The organism is Streptomyces sp. NBC_01478 (assembly GCF_036227225.1).
Classification (GTDB): domain Bacteria; phylum Actinomycetota; class Actinomycetes; order Streptomycetales; family Streptomycetaceae; genus Streptomyces.
In genome coordinates this window covers 9,267,745-9,283,324 of record NZ_CP109444.1, presented here as the reverse complement: position 1 = coordinate 9,283,324, position 15,580 = coordinate 9,267,745, and the positions used below count along the sequence as shown (strand labels likewise).

19 protein-coding genes are annotated in these 15,580 nt (G+C 68.5%); 13 read left to right on the top strand and 6 right to left on the bottom strand.

The features are described 5' to 3' along the window. Positions 1–27 precede the first annotated feature (27 nt). The 3 genes from OG223_RS41565 to OG223_RS41555 all read right to left on the bottom strand — a co-directional run bounded on the left by OG223_RS41565 (position 28) and on the right by OG223_RS41555 (position 2,113). Complete coding sequence (locus tag OG223_RS41565; RefSeq protein ID WP_329260573.1) at positions 28–1,254, bottom strand: tyrosine-type recombinase/integrase; 1,227 nt, start codon at positions 1,252–1,254, stop codon at positions 28–30. Between the two features lie 47 nt (positions 1,255–1,301). Next, positions 1,302–1,580: a helix-turn-helix transcriptional regulator gene (locus OG223_RS41560; RefSeq protein WP_329260571.1), complete on the bottom strand. Its 279-nt coding sequence runs from the start codon at positions 1,578–1,580 to the stop codon at positions 1,302–1,304. Positions 1,581–1,855: 275 nt separating this feature from the next. Then, positions 1,856–2,113, bottom strand: coding sequence for a helix-turn-helix domain-containing protein (locus OG223_RS41555; protein WP_201050524.1), 258 nt, complete (start codon positions 2,111–2,113; stop codon positions 1,856–1,858). A 511-nt stretch (positions 2,114–2,624) separates the two neighbouring features. On the opposite strand from OG223_RS41555, the gene OG223_RS41550 reads away from it, so the two are divergent. The 5 genes from OG223_RS41550 to OG223_RS41530 all read left to right on the top strand — a co-directional run bounded on the left by OG223_RS41550 (position 2,625) and on the right by OG223_RS41530 (position 8,043). After that, positions 2,625–3,554, top strand: coding sequence for a hypothetical protein (locus tag OG223_RS41550; protein WP_329260568.1), 930 nt, complete (start codon positions 2,625–2,627; stop codon positions 3,552–3,554). Next, on the top strand, positions 3,551–4,246 hold the full coding sequence (locus OG223_RS41545) for an ATP-binding protein (RefSeq protein WP_329265742.1): 696 nt from the start codon (positions 3,551–3,553) through the stop codon (positions 4,244–4,246). Before OG223_RS41550 ends, OG223_RS41545 begins: the two co-directional genes overlap by 4 nt. Positions 4,247–4,337: 91 nt before the next feature. Then, positions 4,338–5,669: a hypothetical protein gene (locus OG223_RS41540; protein WP_329260565.1), complete on the top strand. Its 1,332-nt coding sequence runs from the start codon at positions 4,338–4,340 to the stop codon at positions 5,667–5,669. 308 nt (positions 5,670–5,977) lie between these two features. Beyond that, positions 5,978–6,319 (top strand): plasmid mobilization relaxosome protein MobC, encoded by a 342-nt coding sequence (locus tag OG223_RS41535; protein ID WP_329260562.1) that lies wholly within the window; start codon positions 5,978–5,980, stop codon positions 6,317–6,319. Beyond that, complete coding sequence (locus tag OG223_RS41530) at positions 6,316–8,043, top strand: relaxase/mobilization nuclease domain-containing protein (protein WP_329260560.1); 1,728 nt, start codon at positions 6,316–6,318, stop codon at positions 8,041–8,043. The genes OG223_RS41535 and OG223_RS41530 overlap by 4 nt, the downstream gene beginning before the upstream one ends. 59 nt (positions 8,044–8,102) lie before the next feature. On the opposite strand, the gene OG223_RS41525 is transcribed toward OG223_RS41530, so the two are convergent. The 3 genes from OG223_RS41525 to OG223_RS41515 form a co-directional block, all read right to left on the bottom strand. After that, on the bottom strand, positions 8,103–8,765 hold the full coding sequence (locus OG223_RS41525; protein ID WP_443073792.1) for a hypothetical protein: 663 nt from the start codon (positions 8,763–8,765) through the stop codon (positions 8,103–8,105). Positions 8,766–8,872: 107 nt separating this feature from the next. After that, positions 8,873–9,364: a hypothetical protein gene (locus tag OG223_RS41520; RefSeq protein ID WP_329260555.1), complete on the bottom strand. Its 492-nt coding sequence runs from the start codon at positions 9,362–9,364 to the stop codon at positions 8,873–8,875. Between the two features lie 80 nt (positions 9,365–9,444). Continuing rightward, positions 9,445–10,131 (bottom strand): DUF317 domain-containing protein, encoded by a 687-nt coding sequence (locus tag OG223_RS41515; protein ID WP_329265740.1) that lies wholly within the window; start codon positions 10,129–10,131, stop codon positions 9,445–9,447. Positions 10,132–10,671: 540 nt separating this feature from the next. Between OG223_RS41515 and OG223_RS41510 the strand changes: the two genes are divergently transcribed. From OG223_RS41510 to OG223_RS41475, 8 genes are all read left to right on the top strand, one after another. Then, positions 10,672–10,902, top strand: a complete 231-nt coding sequence (locus tag OG223_RS41510; protein WP_329260553.1) for a hypothetical protein — start codon at positions 10,672–10,674, stop codon at positions 10,900–10,902. Continuing rightward, positions 10,880–11,401 carry a DUF6879 family protein gene (locus OG223_RS41505; protein WP_329260549.1) on the top strand — a complete coding sequence of 174 codons (522 nt, stop codon included), beginning with the start codon at positions 10,880–10,882 and terminating at the stop codon, positions 11,399–11,401. The genes OG223_RS41510 and OG223_RS41505 overlap by 23 nt, the downstream gene beginning before the upstream one ends. Before the next feature lie 27 nt (positions 11,402–11,428). Beyond that, positions 11,429–12,274 carry a helix-turn-helix domain-containing protein gene (locus tag OG223_RS41500; RefSeq protein WP_329260546.1) on the top strand — a complete coding sequence of 282 codons (846 nt, stop codon included), beginning with the start codon at positions 11,429–11,431 and terminating at the stop codon, positions 12,272–12,274. 216 nt (positions 12,275–12,490) lie between these two features. Continuing rightward, the gene (locus OG223_RS41495) at positions 12,491–12,760 is read left to right on the top strand and encodes a hypothetical protein (RefSeq protein ID WP_329260543.1); all 270 of its coding nucleotides are present in this window, start codon (positions 12,491–12,493) and stop codon (positions 12,758–12,760) included. Beyond that, positions 12,757–13,299 carry an NUDIX hydrolase gene (locus OG223_RS41490; RefSeq protein WP_329260540.1) on the top strand — a complete coding sequence of 181 codons (543 nt, stop codon included), beginning with the start codon at positions 12,757–12,759 and terminating at the stop codon, positions 13,297–13,299. The genes OG223_RS41495 and OG223_RS41490 overlap by 4 nt, the downstream gene beginning before the upstream one ends. A 185-nt stretch (positions 13,300–13,484) precedes the next feature. Beyond that, a complete protein-coding gene (locus OG223_RS41485; RefSeq protein WP_329260538.1) occupies positions 13,485–13,628 on the top strand; it encodes a hypothetical protein in 144 nt (47 codons plus the stop codon). Positions 13,629–13,688: 60 nt separating this feature from the next. Beyond that, a complete protein-coding gene (gene dapF, locus OG223_RS41480; RefSeq protein ID WP_329260536.1) occupies positions 13,689–14,489 on the top strand; it encodes a diaminopimelate epimerase in 801 nt (266 codons plus the stop codon). Continuing rightward, positions 14,486–15,577 carry a D-alanine--D-alanine ligase family protein gene (locus tag OG223_RS41475; protein WP_329260533.1) on the top strand — a complete coding sequence of 364 codons (1,092 nt, stop codon included), beginning with the start codon at positions 14,486–14,488 and terminating at the stop codon, positions 15,575–15,577. Before dapF ends, OG223_RS41475 begins: the two co-directional genes overlap by 4 nt. The last annotated feature ends 3 nt before the right edge of the window (positions 15,578–15,580 follow it).

Genomic DNA, 15,580 nt, shown 5'->3' with positions numbered 1-15,580 from the left:
GTTTCGTGGGTTGTGCGGAGAGGATGTCTACGCGGCCAGTGCAGGCTGGCCGAGCAACGCATCAACGGCGCCGCGCCCCTTGCCGCCGGCCTCCGGCATGAAGTGGGCGTAGTAGTCCAGGGTGATGGTCGGGCTCGAATGGCCGAGCCAGCGGGCCAGGGTTACGACGGACTCGCCCGCTTCCAGGATCACCGAGGCGTACGTGTGCCGGAGCACGTGGAAGCCGTCCTTGCGAGACGCCTTCCACCGCTCGCCCTTCTCCCGCAGGGGGATGACTCCGGCGGCGGCCAGGGCAGGCTTCCACACCTCGACGTTGAAGATGTTCGCGCGCAGGGCGTTGCCGTACGTCGTGGTGATGACGAGCGGGAACTTCTTCGTCTCCCGTTCGGGCTCCGGGCCGCCCCACGGCAGCTCCACCTCGACCGCCGGGTACTCCATGAAGTACTGGGCCAGGGCCGCAGCGACCGACGGGGGCATGTCGACGACGCGAGTCTTGCCGCCCTTCGGCAGGGTGAAGTACAGCCGCCCGCCGAGGAGTTGGACCTGCCGGCGGATGCGCAGGACTCCACGGGCGAAGTCGACGTCCTCCGGCGACAGCCCGAAGACCTCACCCTGGCGCAGCCCGCAGCCCAGCGCGAGCACGACGGCAATGCGGTAGCGCGCGTTGATCGCGTCCCGTACGCGTTGCGCGGTCTCCAGGGGCCAGGCTTCCCTCTGATCCTCCGGCGCCTTGGGCCACCGCACGGACTTGGCCCGCATCGGATTGCGCACCAGGCGCTTGTCGTCGATGGCGGTCTCGAAGATGTTCGAGAGCGAGCCGAGGATCTGCCGGGCGTATCGCGGTGACAGTTCGCTCTCCAGCGTGGCGATGTAGCCACGCAGTACCGCCGGGCTGATGTCCCGCAGGGCGACGGTGCCCAGTTGAGGCTGGATGTGGAGGCGGACGCGTTCGTCGATGCGTTTGATCGTGCCGGGCGCACCGCGAACTCCCGTCTGCCAGAAGCGTGTTACGTAGTCGTCCAGCGTGATGGAGCCGTCGCGGGGATCGACGAACTCGCCGCGTTCGCTGTCGGTGCCGGCCCTGCGCAGCCACGCCTTGGCGTCTTCGAGCACGTCGAACGACTTGTCTCGGACACCGGGGATACCGGCGACGCGGTACCGCGAGCCCTTGCCGTAGCGGGCGGTGCGTTCCCGCTTGCCGGTGTCGGGGTCCTTCTTTTTCTTGATCCAACGGTCTTCTATGTAGCCGGCCAAATACTTCCCTCGATGGCAGGTTGCGTGCGGTAGCAGTCAGCCCGGTGTCAGGCGCCCGTGGCGTAGTCCGAGCGCTTCTGCGGTGCGGCGCCCAATGGGCTCAGAGTCGTGTTGGAGCGCGAGTCGGCGTGCTCCTGTTCTCGAATCCAGGCGTCGAGCGCTTCTATCCGGTACATGACGCGGCCACGCGGCCCCATCCGGAAACTTGGCGGGCCGTTTCGGCGATGCCGCCAGACGTAGAGGGTGTGCGGGGACAGGCCGAGGTATTCGGCGGCGTCTTTCACGCTCAGGAATGCCTGGCGCGTTGCAGGGGTGACGTCCGGCACTGGAACGGCGCTCGGGTTCGGAGCAGAAGGCGGACGTGCGGGCATAGTTGGCCTCCGTGGGCGTGGCGCGGGGGTGGGTGTTGCCAGGCGGCGTGACATTGGAAAGGGGCACTCTCCGCCGAGCGCGGTCGGCGAACACCATCAATGGTGTGGAGGATCCCTGGTTTCGGTAACCGGGGATCCCGTGCTATATGCCCCATCGAGTACGAGCCGTATGGCCCAGGGCAAGCACTCGCCGGCGGCCCCAGGACTGTGAATCCGGCTCCGGAGGCTGGTCAGACGAGTCCAGGGTCTCCGAGAAGCACTGGAGGTGCGACGTGCAGCGCCTCGGCGAGAGCCACAAGGTCGTCGATGTCGCACCGGCGCTGAACGCGTTCGATGCGAGACAACATGGTGTTGGACATCGGGTGGCCAAGTGCGGTGACGCGGCGGGCGAGTTGGCGTTGCGACAAGCCGCGTTCGGTGCGAATGATTTCGATGGTGCGGGCCGTCCGCATTCCTGCGGGACCGATTTCCAATGAGCGTGCGGGCATGGCTCCAGTTGTAGCGTCCATTCGCCGGTTTGGTTAACCGGCGATCGTGGTCTATGTTCCCCCGCGTTGTCCGCATGCGGAGCGGTTCCCCGCGCTGACATGACCCGAGAGCCGCCGCGCCGATCGCCGCTCAGCAACTGCTGTGACATGGGGTGTTGTGTTGTAGCTTGCCCGTCGCCAGCACGTCAACGGCTTCCCGATGTGATGCTTCTGGCTCGGAAACCGGCACAACTATTTGGTCAACCGGCGATCGTGCCTTACCGTTTTGCCACCGCCCTCTACCGCCTGCTTTTACGGCTGCCTTTCTGCCGTAAGAGATTGCGCGAGATGGGGCTGGACTTGCGCGACCTGGGTGTGGCTATGTTGACGACACCCCCGGAAAGCGCGAGCGGCCATCAACGCGCCCTGCGCCGCCGGCCGGTCAACTCCCCCACCCCGTACGCCCGTACCGCCGATCGACGGTGAGCCGTGGGCTCCTGCCCACCTGCAACCGAGTGAGGACCCGCCCCTCTTGGCACGAATCCGCACCATCAAGCCCGAAGCCTTCGTCTCCGAGTCCCTGGCCGCCGTCTCCCTGACCGCCGAGCGCACCTTCTTCGGCCTGCTCACCCAGGCCGACGACCAGGGCCGCCACCGGGACCACGCCGCGATCATCGCCGGGCAGCTGTGGGTGCTGCGCCCCGACCACACGCCCTCCGACGTCGAGACGGACCTCGCGCAGCTCGCCGACGCCGGTCTGATCTGCCGTTACACGGGCCCGGACGACAAGCGGTACCTGCACGTCGTCACATGGCACCGGCACCAGAAGATCAACCGACCGAGCATGAGCCGTCTGCCCGATTGCCCTCGCCATAACGGCCCTTCCCGGACCCGGCCGATCATCGCCGCACCGGTGACGGAGGCGAGCGTCACGGAGTCCGCGCCTTCTCCTCCCGGAGCCCTCCGTGAGACCTCCCGCGAAGCTCGCGAGCCTGCACCGCATTCCACGCCTGATAGCAAACCAGCAGGTCAGAGCGATTTCACGGAGCACTCCGTGAGGAAGTCAGGAATCCTCCCCGCATCGGCGGTGACGCCTCACCGTCCGGATCTAGGACCTAGGACCGTGGATCTAGGAAATACCCCTTCGGGGGGCGCAAGCGCCCACGCGCCCGACACCATCTCGACCAGGGACCTCCTTGCCGAGTACGTCAGCGCGTGCAACCACCGCCCGCCGGACGACTTCCTGAAGCAACTCGGCGGACAGGTATGCAAGCTGCTCGACGAGGGCATCGACCCCGCCCACCTCCGGGCCGCCCTGGAGCGCCATCGGGCCAAGGGCCTGTCCCCGAGAGTCCTGCCGAGTCTCGTCCACGAGGTCATGAACGCCGCGCCCATGCATGCCACCCACAGGGCATGGACGAACCCCGCCGATATCGACGCCGCCTACGGAGGTGACCTCTGAGCGCCACCCTCACCCGCGAGCCCCACCGGGTCGGCCCGATCGCCGACCGGCTCAACGGCATCCTGGCCACTCGCGGCATCGACCCTGCGGTCACGGCCCAGGAACCACCGGCCGAGCCGGTCACCGCGCTGGAACTCGCCGACGCCCGCATCCCCGCCCGCTACCGCCGCGCCCTGGCCGACCACCCTCAGATCACCGCCTGGGCCGACCGGATCGCCGGGGCAGGACGCCCCGGACCTGGCGGACCAGGCATCGCCGAGGGTCCGTCGCTGCTGATCGCCGGCCCCACCGGTACCGGCAAGACCCACCAGGGATACGGCGCCGTCCGCGCCCTCCTCACCCGAGGTGTCCGCCTGCGCTGGGAAGCCACCACCAGCGCCGACCTGCACGCGCGGCTCCGCCCCCGCGCCGGTCACGACGGCGAACGGGAGCTGCAGACGCTGGCCCGCTGCCCGCTGCTGCTCCTGGACGACCTCGGTGCGGCCAAGACCAGCGAGTGGACCGAGGAGTTGACCTACCGGCTGATCAACCACCGGTACGAGCACATGCTCCCCACCCTCATCACCACCAACCTGCCGATCCCTGAGCTGCGCACCGCGCTCGGCGACCGCGTCGCCTCCCGCCTCGCCGAGATGACCGAACGCGTCATCCTCACCGGCCCCGACCGACGCCGCACCGCGCCCGCCGCCTGACGGCAGCCCGCGTCTCCCCTCGCCCTCACCTCACCCCGCCGCCCACGCAAGAGGCATGCCCTCGCTCGCGTGGGCCTTGGAGAGCCTCTGCATGACCCCTGGCACCACCGCACTCATCAGCGCCAACGGCATCGGCATACCCCAATTGCAACACTGGATCCCTGCGCCTGTGGCCATCGCGGTCCTGGTCGCCGTCGCCCTGTCCATCGCATGGTCCCTACGGCGGCGCCTACGGAAACCGAGCGCTGGACAGCGCCGTAGCACCGTCGCGATCCCGGTCGCCGCCATCGCCGCGATCGGCTGCACCGCTTACAGCGCGGACACCAACTGGCGGTTCGCCGCCGACTACCTCGGCATGGGCAGCGCCGTCGAACGCGCCGCGATGTTCGCCGCTGCCGAACTCGCCCTGTTCGCCACAGCCCTGATGGCCCGGCAGAACCTCAACGGCCCGAAGCAGGCGCCCGGCGTACCCGGCACCCTCACGTGGGTGATCACCGCCGTGCAGATCGTTCCCGCCTACGCCGAGTCCGGCCCAGTGGGCGGCACCGTGCGGGCCTTCGTGGGCCCATTCCTGGCGGCGATGCTGTGGCACCTGGCCATGGGCATCGAACTGCGCAGCCGTAGCCCGCACGCCGACTCCCACAGCCTGGCCGCCGTTCTCACCCGGCAGATGCGGGAACGGCTGCTGGCCCGTCTGGGGATCGCGGACCGGGGTGCGGACGCCGCCCGGATCATCCGCGAGCGCGCACTCGACCGGGCCGTCACCTTGATCCTCCGGGCAGAGGCCATGAAGCCCGAGAAACGCACCAAGTTGCGCGGCCGGCGCCTCACCCGCCGCCTGCACCAAGCCCTGGAGCAGGCCGACGTCGACCGCGACGAGCGGCAGGACGAGTTGCTACTGCGCAAGCTCGCCACCCGCCAACAGGCCCTCACCTTGGCCTCCATTCCGCTCCCCCGGCGTTGGCCCGCCCTCGCCACGGGCAGGACGGTCAGCTCGACGGCTGCCCGCCCGCGCGCCGTAGCGACGAAGCGGGCCGAGAATCCGGGCCGCCCGTCCGAGAGCGATGCGGGCGATGACAACGCCCACTGGGCTGCCCGCCGGGAGCCCGAAAACCGCCCGCACCGGCCCGCCCGCACCACCCCGAGCCCGGAACAGAAACCGGGCGAGGAAGAGCTCGATGCCGATCCGGGCAAGGCCGCACGGGCGAGGCCGAACCGCCCGGGGCCCAAACCGCGCGCGACACGGGAAGTCCTCACCACCTACGCCCACCGCATCCACGGCGAGACCGGGCGCCTCTCCCGCGACCTGCTGGAGGACACCGTTCGCGAGAACGGCTACAGCGTCGCCAGCGACACCGCCGGAGAGGTCGTCCGCACCGTCAAGGCCGAGCTGAAGGCCGCTCGCACCGGCCACCCCCGCTGAACCCACTCCCCCCAACGCCCAAGGAAGACCGCCGAATGCACGACTCACACCACGAACTGCCTACCAGCCAAAGGGAGATGACTACCCCAGCCACCAGCCCAGCAAGTTGTACCGGGAGCGATGCTCCCGGAGTTCCCTCCCCGGGGGTGGCGGGAGCAGCCCGGCGCCAGGGGGCACCGAGCTGTCAGGCTGCGACCGAGGGCGGACCGCAGCAGGGAAGGGAACGGCAGGCCGAGTCCCTTGCGAAGAGACGCCAGCGCGCCCGTCAGCCGAAGTCACGCAAGCGCCTGCATCAGCCCAGCTGCCGCATGAACGACGCCGAGTTCAAGCGTTTCACCGACGCAGCCGCCCACTGCGAGATGTCCTACGCCGCCTTCCTCGCCTACTCCGTCGACAAAACCGCCCGCGACCTGACCCGCACGGCCGCCGAGATCGCCACCGAACGGGAGGTCATCAACGAGCTGTTCGCCGCCCGCCGGCACCTGGGCTGGATCCACGGCCTGTTCAACCAGGTCGCCAAGTCTCTCAACTCCGGCGCCGACGCACCCCACCTGGACGCTGCGGCTGGGGCCGTGCGCAGTGCCGCCCGCCGTATGGAGGACGCTGCCGATGCTCTGCTCGCCCACCGCGACAGTGGTGCCCCTGCGTGATCCCCAGCATCCACAAGCGCGGCAGCGAGACGATCGGGCTGATCCGCTACCTGTACGGCCCCGGCACCGACGAGGAGCACATCGACCCGCACCTGGTGGCCGCCTTCGACCCGCTCACCCCCGACCCCGGCCACGACCTGAAGTCCACCTACGAGCAGCTTCAGCGCCTGCTCGACCAGCCCGTCAACGCCCTGCCCGCCGGCAAGCGCCCCGAGAAGCACGTGTGGCACCTGTCGGTGCGGGCTGCCCCGGAGGACCCGATCCTGTCCGACGAGGACTGGGCGGCCATCGCCCGCCGCATGATCGCCGCCACCGGCATCGCCCCCGATGGCGACGAGCAAGCCTGCCGATGGGCAGCGGTCCGCCATGCCGATGACCACATCCACATCATCGCTACCCTCGTCCGAGACGACGGCCGCCGGCCCCGCCTGCACAACGAGGCCCGCCGCGCCCAGGCCGAATGCCGCCGCATCGAAGCCGATTACGGGCTGCGCCGCGTCGCACCCGGGGACGGCAGCGCCGCCAAACGCCCCACCAGCGCCGAACGCCACAAGGCGAAGCGCCAGGGCAGGGAACAACCGGCACGCGAGGAACTGCGCGAGACCGTACGCCGGGCGGTCGCCGGGGCGACGAGCGAGGAGGAGTTCTTCGACCGCCTGGCCTCGGCCGGCCTGCTGATCCGCAAGCGCGTCGCCCCTTCCGGCGACCTGCTCGGCTACAAGGTCGCCCTCCCGGACAACCGCAACGGCGAGAAGGAGCCGGTGTTCTACGCGGGCTCCACCCTCTCGCCCGACCTGTCCCTCCCCCGCATCCGCAAACGCTTCTCCGGCGACAGCGACGCCGCCGACCAAAGCGACAGGGCACCGTCCGACCGAGCCTCCGATACCGCGCCAAGCGGTCCGGCCACTGCTCGGCGTCGGGCGGCCACGGCGGTGTGGCGGGCGATGGTGGTCGTCGACGACGGCGAGGACGGCCAGGTGGCCGCGAGCATCGCGGCGGCTGGGGAGGTCCTGGATGCGCTCGCCAAGACCTCCGCCGCCCACACCCGCCATCAACTGCGCGAGGCTGCCTTCGTGTTCGAGCGGGCCACTCGCTCCCACATCAAAGCCGAGCGCGGCCACGACCGGGCCCTGCGACAGGCAGCCCGCGACCTCGTCTACAGCGGGCCGGCGCTCGGCCGCGGGGAGGACGGGGCGACCACGGCGATGGTGATCGACATGGCGTTCTTCCTCGTCACCGCCGCGGCCCACTGGCATGCGAAGAAGGGGCACGCCCAGCAGGCGGTTGCTGCCCGGGAGGCCGCCGAGCACCTGCGCGCCGCCTACCAAGCCGCCGCCGTTGTTCCGTTGGGGGTGCTGCACCAGCGGGGTCGGCGCCTGCCGCAGCCCCTGCGACAGAGGCAGACAGCCCACCTGCGCCGGGCAGTGCCGGAGCTGGCGGATCAGGTTCTCGCCGAACCGGGCTGGCACGCCCTGGCCGCCACGCTCGCCGACGCCGAGAGCGCCGGCCACGACCCAACGGCGCTGCTGACCGAGGCCACCGCGCGGCGGGAGCTGGGCACTGCAGGTTCGATCAGCGACGTGCTCGTGTGGCGCCTGCGACGCATGGCCGACCTACCCGCCGACGCCACCACGATGCCCCAACACCCCACCGTTGCGACGAAGGTCGGAAGTAGTGCCCGGCCCTCGCCAGGCCGACGCGACGGGCCGCGCAACGCACGCTAATCCGGGCTATACGCCGCTGCCCCTCTGCCAAAGCAGAGGGGCACCGGCGTAGCGGGTGGTCAGGAGGCGGCCTGCGCCTTGGCGACCGCCTTCTCCAGACTGGCATCCACAAGCCCCGTTGAGCCGGAGACGATCACCAGGACGGTGCCGACACGGACCGCCGTCTGCTTGACGACGCTGCGCTGCCCACCAACCGAGTAGGTGAGCAGCTGGCTCCACTGCTCATCACCCAGATCAGGCGCGTCCGTCACCTGGGTGCCCATGTCGATGACGGTGCTGCCCGAGGCCACCTGGTATGTGGGGCAGGAGACCATCGCGTCGAAGATCTGCCCGATGCCCTTCGACAGCTTCGCGGCGCTGTCGCTGTACAACTCCTCGGAGACCTCGGAATCGCCGCCGTCAACGTAGGCGAAGGACGCCCTCGCCTTGCGCGAGAAGTCGAGGCCGGCACCGGTCGCCGCATCAGCGCCGAGCTTCTCCAGGGCAGGGCAGCCGATCACGCTCACGTCGTCGTGCGCGGCGGGGCGCTGCGGTGTGCGGTCGTACCCCTCGCCCAAGTCGCCTTCGTCCAGGAGCCGCTTGGCCAACTGGGCCGAAGACAGCGGGGCTGGCACCGAGGCGTCCTTGGACGCGGCGGACGACGGGCCGGTGGAGGAGGTACTGCCGATCGAGCAGCCCTCCAGAGCCAGGACGGCGAGGGCGCTCAGGCTGAGGACGGTCATGGTGTGAAGACGCAAGTGAACCCCTAAGTGGCCTGCGAAACGGACGGGTTGACCAAGCCGGGCCTTCGGGCACCGGCAGCGAGAAGGGGTGCAGGGGATCCAGGGGTTCAGTGGCCGAGGTGGCGCAGGCCCTCTTCGAGGGTGGGGTGGAACCGGTCGACCGGACCGGAGTTGCGGTCGTACCAGGCCGCATCCAGGCCGGGCTCCTTCGTCTCGTGGCCGGCACGGCAACGCAGCCATATCGAGTCGTCGCGCATACAGAAGACGATCCAGTCCCGGTACACACGGCACTCAGGGCACGTACGAACCTCGCCGTCGATGACGAGTGGCTGCTCCCAACGCATCATCAACCCGGCCACTTCCTGGCGGGACGGCACCCGCAAATCCGGCGGCGGGAGGTCACTCAGCGCCGATTCCTCCGCAGCCGGTGCTGGAACCGGTGCGGTCGGCTTGGGGAAGTCACCCCACGGCTGTATGGCCTGCAGCTGCAGCAGCAGCGCGTAGCTGGCACGTTGGGCTTCGCGGAACGCGCGGTCCTCGCGAGCGCGTCGAAAGAACAAGCTCTCTTCCTCTCGGTCATCCGGCGAGCGCAGGGACATGCCGCATACGTCTGACCTGCTGCTGCGCCGGGAAATCTGCGACAAGCAGCACGTCTGCGCTTCCGCCAGGGCGTGGATCGTCAGCTATGGCGGACGACTATGAGCCGTCCCTCGGCACTCTTGGACACGCTGTGGCGGGGCACCGGGACTGGTGAGGCAAGCGATGACGCGAACGCGGCGACCAACCCGGTCGGAACGCTGGCGCTGAAGCTGGCACACCACAGGTACGGGGTGCCGAGAACAGGCTCCGCCCACGCCTGCCATCCCGTCAGTTCAGGGCGCGGATCGGCGTCCTGAATGAGCGGCGGCATCAGCTCCAGGGAGACGCAGCCGGAGAGCCCGGGGTCCGTGGCGGTGGTGTGGGGGCGATCAACGTCGCGGAGCCAGCCTTGGGCACTGAGCGCGTTCAGCACCGTCTCGGCCCCGCCGAAGTCGGTGTCGGTTGCCTCATGGGCATCGATCGCCACGAGGAGATCGGCGAGCGCCTCATACGGGACGCCAGTGGTGAAGTACGCGTTCCACTCCGTCATCGCAGAAGTGGCGTGCGGACGAGCACTCAACTGCCAGGCAACAGGCAGTCCGCCCAGCTCGAACGGGTAGGCCGCGAGGATCCACTCGGCACCACGCAGCTCGTCCGGGCTCACATACAACAGGGTGTGGCGGGATGTGGGCCACATACGCCAACCAAGGCCGTCCAGGGTGTCGCCGATCCGCTCGGCGAGCGCACCGTCGTCCCCGGCCAAGTGACGTGGAGTGACCCAGTACACCGGGTCCGGCGAATCGGGACGGGAGGGATCGCTGGGATGGTGCGGGTGCAGGGGCGCCTCCGTGCCTCGGGATACGTTACTGACCGTCGTTGACCTGGGGTTTCGGACGGTCGTCCACGTTGACATGCCAATCCACAGAGCACCAGTGGTTTCGCGATCTTCCCTGTCTGCCTCCGGCGAACTGTCGTCCGTCACCATCCAATCGAGGCGACTGACAGCGAACCTAGCCGTACGAGAGACCCAAGTTGGGAACGTAAGCGCGTCACAGGTGTTCCCCGAGGGAACAGACCGAACGTTCCCCCAAGGAACGGACGGTGCGTTCCCTAAAGGAACGATGTCCAGTGCCAGGGAAGGGCGTACAGCAATCGAATCCGGCCATCCCGGGGGTGCTGCGGCCGGTCCGCTCTTCGTCGCTCTGACCCCGGCCTCGTAAGGTCAACTTCCGTACTCCTGGCAAGTTTCGGCAAGTTCCTAGCTCCACGGCACACCCACGGGCAAGCTCTGGCACAGAGATCGTTGCCAGCATCCGAGGAGGACATCATGGCCCTGCGTAAGCTCGGTAAGGACCCGGAGAGTCCCAGTGGCGGCTCCCCCACCATCTACCTCGACGAGGAGAAGGACAGCTACCTCGTGCAGGGGCTGAAGGTGGAGAACATCGAGCGCCTCGGGCAGATGGACATCCCCGGCCATGAGTCGGTGGTGGAGATCCCCCGGCGCATGGTGCAGTTCTTCCTGGAGGTGAAGAAGGTTGACGAGAATCCCGACGTTTGAGGAGCTGTTCCGCGACTGCCAGCGGACGGCTGTCCATCTGGAGATGCGCGACGCCTACATGAAGTCGGACCCGGCCTTCATCGACTGGAAAGCCGGCATCACACTCGACCCAGCCGAGCGCTGGGGCGACTGGCACAGCATCGTCACGGAGGCCACCTCGCGAGGCGTCGAGATCCGACGGGCCCGCGTCGTCTCGACTCCCATCAGCGAGTACATCCGCTTCGAGTACGACGTGACGGACGGACTCAACATCGCCGCCGGCGAGCACGTGCGCTGGTTCTCCCGGCGAAACTCAACGGCTCTCGCGCTCCCGGGCAACGACTTCTGGCTCTTCGACTCCAGCCTTGTCCTCGTCAACCACTTCGACGGCGAAGGCGAGAACATGGAGGTGGAACTCACGGACGACCCGGAAGTGGCGAAGCTCTGCGAGTCGGCCTTCGAGGCCGTGTGGGCGCGGGCAACACCGCACGCGGAGTTCCAGCCGGCCGAGTCGGCCTGATAGCTCGAACAGCACCGTCGCAGCGACATGACATCGCCATCTTCGAGCGTTCAGGAAGCCCGCCGGGCTCTAGGTAAACGCCTGAGCGAAATCCGGCTCGAAGCCGGGCTCACCAAACGAGCGTTGGCCAGCAGCCTCGGCTGGCACGAGTCGAAGTGTTCGCGCTTCGAGAGCGGCACGCGTCCGCCCTCGGAGCGCGACCTGCGTGCGTGGGCCGCTGCCTGCGGTGCGGAGGGCACGGCCGAGGATCTCGTCTCGACAGCCCGCGGCATCGAGGGCATGTACGTCGAGTGGCGCAGGTTGGAGCGCACCGGCCTGAAGCAGGCCCAGGAGTCCGTCCTCCCCCTGTGGGAACGCACCCAGCGCTTCCGCTTCTACTCGCCGTGGCTCATTCCCGGCCCGGTGCAGACGGCCTCGTACATCACCGCACTGCTCACCTCAATTCGCAACCGCCGCGGCCTCATTGATGACGTGCCGGCGGCCGTCAAGGTGCGTGTGGAGAAGCAGCAGATCGTCTACGGCAACCACACATTCGCGATCCTCCTGGAAGAGGGAGCGCTCCGAAAGCGCATAGGCGGGACGGAGGTGATGGCCGGCCAACTCGGCTATCTGCTCAGCGTTATGGCGCTTCCTTCGGTGAGCATCGGCATCATCCCCGAGGACGCCGACCGTTCCGGCCTCTGGCCCGTCGAAGGCTTCTTCCTGTACGACGACCACACGGTCCACGTCGAACTCGTCTCGGCCCACCTCGCCGTCACGCAGAAGCACGAACTTGCCATGTATGCCCAGACGTTCACGGAACTGGCCGAACTCGCCGTCTACGGCTCGGCGGCGCGCGAAATCATCACGGCGGCCATCGAATCCCTGGGGTGAATGCCGGGCAAGTTCCGGCACACTCGTAGAGCCCTTCCCATCGCCCTTCTTAGCGTTACTGGCACGGCCGGAAACGCGTACTGAAGGGGCGAGACGGTGATCACTGTGGCAAGTAGCGGCAAGGCATCGAGAGCAACCGACAGCGCGGGAACCGAAGTTCTCCCAGTCGACGTCGAGACGATTTCGGAAAGCACCGAGGCTGCCCTCTCCATGCAGATGGCCACTTCCACCCGCAAGGACATGGACGCCTCCCTGCCGGAGGTCGTCGGGCACCTCAACCTTCTGCTCGGTGAGGACCTGGGGGCGGACGAGGACGAAGACGTACGGGAGCTGTTCCGCAAGGGATACCGGCTCCTCGACCTGCAGAACCGGCCGACCGCGGAGACCCCGTCGTTCGGCGCCTTCATCTATCTACGGGATGCCGCCGACGTCACGCGAAGGCTCCTGTGGATCTACACGCAGCGCCACGGGCTCGGTGCCCCGTGAGTGTCCGGGAGGACCAGATCGTCCGGGAGTTGTCCCACTACATCTACGCGCACCCTGACGAGCAGATGGCGCTGATGCCGGTGTACGACGCCGCCCGCGACCACGCACAGCGCGGGACCTGCACCCACAGCCAGCGCTGCCCGCTCATCACGACGGGCGCGGTCGTAGTCGACGAGCACGATCGTGTCCTGTGCCTGCGGCACGAAGGCACCTTCGCCCTGGCCGAAGCAGAGCCCGAGGAACAGGACGACTCGCTCGGAGAGGCGGCGCTGCGTCTGCTGGCCGAGGCGGTCGGCATCCGGGACGTGTGGACGGAACCCGACAGCGATGGCCCCTTCCTGATCGACGTGACCAGAGCGGGGCAACACAGGTACGGCTCCCGCCTCCGGATCGGCTTCCGATACCTCTTCCGGGCCCACTCCGGCGCCATCGCCCCGATGGTGATCGAAGCCGGCGCGGCGGCCTGGATGCCCCTTGAGGAGATCGGTATCCCGTCGGTCCGCGACCGCCTTCACGGCCACCTGGTCGGTGCCCCTTGAGCCCCCGGAACCAACAACTCGCTTACGTGGCAAGCCTCTTGGCACTCGGCGGTTCGATCCTCCTGGCCATCTGGAGAGGCTGAATGTACGAGCGCCGCACCACCAGCCCAATTCCTGCACCTTCTCCGCCCCTCGGCACCATCCCCGGTCAGAGGCAACCAAGCGATGTCCACGTAGGCGATTTCGTGTTCCTCGACGGGTTGTACCTGCGGGTCCGCGACATGAGGTCCGCCGGCACCGCGGGGCGCCGGGTTCTGATCTTCGACGGGCACTCCCCGTGGGTCATGAAGGAGTCGGCGACCACGTATCGGCCCGTCGAACTCCTCTGACCCCAAGCCCCATCCAGCCATCACGAGAACTCTCACCTCACGCCAGCGAGGAGCTTCGCCATGCGCTTCCGCAAGATCCACGGAGCGGGGAACGACTTCGTCCTGTTATCCGACCCCTCGCCGAACAGCGAGAAGGACTGGCCAAAGGAGGCCGAGCGCCTCTGCGCCAGACGAACCGGCGTAGGCGCGGACGGCCTTGTCATCAGCAGCCTGATCAGCATCAGCCCGCTCGTCCTCGAAGTCGGCTGCTTCAACGCCGACGGCTCGATCGCGACGATGTGCGGCAACGCGCTGCGGTGTACCGCCTGGGCCGCACACCACGACCACGGCGTCCGCGAGATGAGTCTCCGCATGGCGGGGGTGACGCACGAGGCGATCGTGAGCGACGACTCCGTGTGGGTCACGGCCGAGGTCGGTGCGGTCCATCCCCGACGCGTGCAGACCGTCATCAACGGCAAGCCCACTTGGTTCGACGGCGCCCACACCGGCACCGAACACGTCGTCGCCATCGTGGACGACGTGGACGCCATCGACGCGGTACTCGTCGGACGCCTCATCCGCCACCACCCGGACCTGGCCCCGCTGGGGACGAACGTCAACTTCGTACAGGCCGCCGGCCATCAGGCGCTGAAGATCCGCACCTACGAGCGCGGCGTCGAGGCGGAAACCCTCTCCTGCGGGAGCGGAGCCGTCGCGGCCGTCGTCATCGCCACCCTGCGCGGACTCGTGTCGCCGCGCACCGTCACCGTCCACAACCGCGCCGGGGAACCGCTCACGGTGCGGCCCCATCCCGACCGGCCGAAGCGAACGCACTGGGTCGGCGGACCGGTCACCCACACCTTCGAAGGGGTCCTCGCATGACTCAGTTCCTCACCTCCAGCTCGGACCTCGCGGTGCGCGAGGCCGCCCAGAACCTTCGCGACTGGCAGCACGACCGAGAGGGGCTCGGTGTCGCCCTCGTCTACGGGCCGGTATCAGCCGAGGACCGCCTGTACCACTCGAAATGCCCCGTGGACCAGCGCTCCGTGACCGCCCTGTCCGAGGCCCTCGACGACATCGGCGCCCGCTGGAAAGTACTGAACCCCTGCGAGCCGGACTTCATCACGGAGTTGGCCGGCTACGACGTGGCCCTCTCCAACCTTCACGGTCCGTACGGGGAGGACGGGAGGCTACAGGGTCTGCTCGACTACCTGCGCGTGCCGTACTGCGGCAGCGGAGTCGCCGCGTCCGCGGTGGCCGCCGACAAGATTCTCTGCAAGCGGGTGATGCTGAGCCTCGGCGTCCCCACCCCCGGGTGGTGGGTGTGGTCCGGCGGGCCGATGCCCTGGAACGGACGGGCAGCGATGGTCAAGCCGCCCTTCGGCGGCTCCAGCGTGGGCATGAGCCTGGTACGCGAACAGCCGGACCTTCCCGTGGCATTGGCCGCCGCTGCCGGCGAAGACGGCGACGCCGTACTGGTCGAGGACTACCTGCCCGGCGTACCGCTCACCGTGGGGCTCCTGGAACTGCCCGGAGGCGCTGTCGTCGTACTTCCCCCGCTGGCCACCGAAGCCACCGAGGCGGAGTTCTACGACGCCGACACGAAACTCGACGTGGACTCCAGGGGCGCCGTAGCCGTTCGGGCCGCCGAGTTGTCGCCCGAGGTGCTGTCCAAGGTCACCGAGTGCGCCACGACGCTGTGGGACGGGCTCGGGCTGCGTGGTTCGGCGCGCGTCGACTTCATCCTCGCCGAGGACAACCAGCCGTACGTGCTGGAGGTCAACAGCACGCCGGGCATGTCCCGCGACAGCAACTTCGTGGTGGGCGCCGCGATGGTCGGACTCACACACACGGACGTCGTAGTGGCCATGCTGCACGAGGCGTTGACCCGACCGCCATACGATGTCCCCCTGCCCACTCCCGCGTTCTCCAGCACCACGCTGACCCGGGAGGCTGCCGTCTCACCGTAGGAG